The organism is Nostoc flagelliforme FACHB-838 (assembly GCF_014698065.1).
Taxonomy (GTDB): Bacteria; Cyanobacteriota; Cyanobacteriia; order Cyanobacteriales; family Nostocaceae; genus Nostoc; species Nostoc flagelliforme_B.
Genome location: NZ_JACJSI010000573.1, coordinates 1 through 3,024 on the forward strand (window position 1 = coordinate 1; position 3,024 = coordinate 3,024).

The window sequence follows — 3,024 nt, forward strand, 5'->3', positions numbered from 1 at the left end:
GATTTTACCTGAAACGACAGAGGCTTTTATTTATATTGCAATGATTCGTTTAATGTTAAAACAGCTTGCGTAGCCAAAATCACCTCCTCAAAACTTTTCAGACATCCTCTTAGGCATAATTGCCTCATGAAGGTTTACCCCACTGAGGTTAGCTCCTCTGAGGTCGGCTCCTCTGAGGTTAGTTCCTCTCAGATTCGCTCCTGCTAAATTTGCGCTTCTGAGGTTAGCCCAACTTAAATCAGCTTGGCTCAAATCAGCTTCACTGAGGTTAGCCCGCAACAGGTAAGCACTAGTGAGGTGAGCCTTGTTCAGATTAGCTTTGTATAAGTCAGTTTTATAAAGATAAGCTCCTAACATTTCCGCCTCGTACAAACTTGCTTCGCTAAGGTCAGCTGCAATCAAGTTAGCCTCAATGAGGTTGGCAAAAGAGAGATTAGTCCGCATCAGTTTTGCTGCACCCAAATCGGCATCTCTCAAGTTGGCGTTTCTTAAGTCAGTGCCAATGAGATTAGCAGATGCGATCGCAGCGCCTCTAAGATCCACCTGACTCAAGTCCGCTCCAATCAGATTGGCATGGCTTAAATCTGCCTGCGTCAGTATAGCACCACTCAAGTTAGCAACACTGAAGTTAGCATCACTCAAGTTAGCTTCATTCAGAAAGGCTTTATAGAGATTGGCACTACTGAGGTCAGCACCACTGAGATTTGCTCGCACGAGTAAAGCATTACCCAAATCTACCCTTCTCAAGTTTACCCCTTGGAGATTTGCGCCTCTGAGGTTATTGCCTTGCAGATTCGCGGCGCTGAGGTCTGGCTCAATTTGGGGGTTTTTCTTTCTCCACTCAATCCATGTAACTGCACCTGCTTTGAGTAAAGTTAGATGCTCTCGATTTGCCATTTTTTCTCCTTTACTCCTGACGCCCACCTAGAGAAACCCGACCAGCGACATTTTCAATGGCCGTTAACGCTCCTGCTGCACCTGCTAGAATATCCTGTTCTTGTCCACCTAAGTAAAGCCGTCCAAAGCTCCCTACAGCTTGAACTTCAAGAATGTTAATCCTCGCGGCTTTCTCCGCTTCATTGGCAGCCAGTGCGGCGTAAGCAGCAGGTTCCACTTCTAGTACATATAGTGTTTGTCCTGCTAGTAGTAGCTGTCCCCGGCGCGTGCGATTAATCAGTTGTGTTTGATAAGCATCAATGTTGCGGATAATCTGACTAGAAATAACACGCGGTTTGAGACATTCTTCTCTTTTGACTCCTAGTGCCGCCAAAATTGCTTGACCAGCAGCTCGCGTTTCACCTTGGGAGCTAGAATGAACTTCCAATAGTCCGTATAGTCGTTCAACTACCTGTACTCCTGGACGGACAGAGGCAGATTTCAGGGCTATATCCGTAATCTTATTAATTTCGATACCAGGAGAGATTTCAATCCACAGTGATGTATCTCCTGGTAATGGTAAGAAGCCTTGGGCTACTGTTCCCATATATGCTGCATGCTGAGGTTGCAGATTGTCGAGAAATACGAAACTGCGTAGTTCTATGCCCAAGATTTTGCTCTCCAGTCGTGAGGTAAAAGTTATCTATTGCAAGATATAAGCGCCTAACTTGACAATATTAGGGTATAAAGGAGCGCAAATTCCGTCTAATGTATCGATGCCTGTGTGTCAAATCGCAATTATAAAAGCCAATACTTATTTAGGGATTTCCAGTTAGAAAACATCCTGTCTTAGGGGCGCAAGGCCTTGCGCCCCTAAAAATATACAAATAATTTTGGATAATTTATATTTTGGAAGTCCCTAAACTATTTTCACAAACCCCTGTAGTTTCCTCTCCCTATCCTCCTAATCAGGCTAGTACCGCAGGGCGGAAGTCAAAAGTAAAAAATCAAAAGTTTTGTATATCAAGGCTTTTGCAAGTTTTAAAATAGTAGCTTGATTTCCGCCGCACTGTACTAGTACCGCAAGGCGAAAGTCAAAAGTCAAATGAATACAGTGTAAGCGTTTTGTTGATTTGGAATGGGTGACTTATTTATGCCGTGTTGTACTAGTAAGTAGATATGAAGCACTTGAAAATTTTACCCTCGGCATAGAAAGGGGTTCGCTTTCTGATGATTTATCGGCGGTCATGATGTTTAAATGTCACTGTGATATCTAAACACAGTCAACATTGACCCAAGGTTGGGCTTTGAATATCAGTTTGGCTATCAAAGAAGCTTTTTTATGTGATTTTGGATTGTCTTAAAAGGCTGAAACCCTGTCGATTGCCAAATTAAATGACCACTTGACAAATTAATGTTTTTTAAAATATTGGCATTAAAACCCTTGCATAAAAAGGATTTTGCCTTTTTAGCCTTAGTCTAGTTTGGCAGAGAATAATTGCCACATTAGCTGTCCGCTGTCAAAAGTATGACAAATTATCTGTCCTCTCTCGAAAATCGCAGTTCTCCAAACCTTTACGAAAATTGACAAAATAATTGTCTTTCACAGAAGTACAATACAACTATGTTTCTATTAAACAGATATGTTTAAATATGGAAAACGATATTCCCGATGGTGACCAAGAGTTAGAAAACTATGAAATTGCCACTGAACTTTCAGAAGATGATAAACATTTACTGGATATGATTCAGCAATTACTAGAACCGTGTGATCGGATTACCTATGGAGAAAGACAAAGGGAAGTAGCAGCCAAATTAGGGAAATCTGTGCGGACGGTACGACGGCTAGTAAAAAAATGGGAACAGGAGGGTTTAGCTGCACTCCAAACCACGAGACGGGCTGATAAAGGTAAACGTCGAATAGATTCTGATTGGCAGCAGTTCATCATTAAGACATATAAAGAAGGCAATGAGAATGGTAAGCGAATTACACCCCAACAAGTTGCTATCCGCGTAGAAGCAAAGGCATCTGAACTGACGGGGTGACAAAGAAGCTACAAAGCAGACTGGATAAGAGACATAGCACGTAGCCCTTGTTGAAAATGGGGGAGTTTGCTGGGCTTTAAGCGCATCAAATCATGAGCTAAA

At 42.3% G+C, this 3,024-nt stretch carries 3 protein-coding genes; 1 reads left to right on the top strand and 2 read right to left on the bottom strand.

All coding sequences use genetic code 11. The features are described 5' to 3' along the window. Window positions 1–87: 87 nt before the first annotated feature. Together H6G97_RS48980 and H6G97_RS48985 are read right to left on the bottom strand one after the other, a co-directional pair. A complete protein-coding gene (locus H6G97_RS48980) occupies window positions 88–897 on the bottom strand; it encodes a pentapeptide repeat-containing protein (RefSeq protein ID WP_190947503.1) in 810 nt (269 codons plus the stop codon). A gap of 10 nt (window positions 898–907) precedes the next feature. Further along, a complete protein-coding gene (locus tag H6G97_RS48985) occupies window positions 908–1,546 on the bottom strand; it encodes a beta-carboxysome protein CcmP (protein ID WP_190947504.1) in 639 nt (212 codons plus the stop codon). Between the two features lie 983 nt (window positions 1,547–2,529). On the opposite strand from H6G97_RS48985, the gene H6G97_RS48990 reads away from it, so the two are divergent. Then, on the top strand, window positions 2,530–2,922 hold the full coding sequence (locus tag H6G97_RS48990; RefSeq protein ID WP_242056162.1) for a helix-turn-helix domain-containing protein: 393 nt from the start codon (window positions 2,530–2,532) through the stop codon (window positions 2,920–2,922). Window positions 2,923–3,024 lie beyond the last annotated feature (102 nt).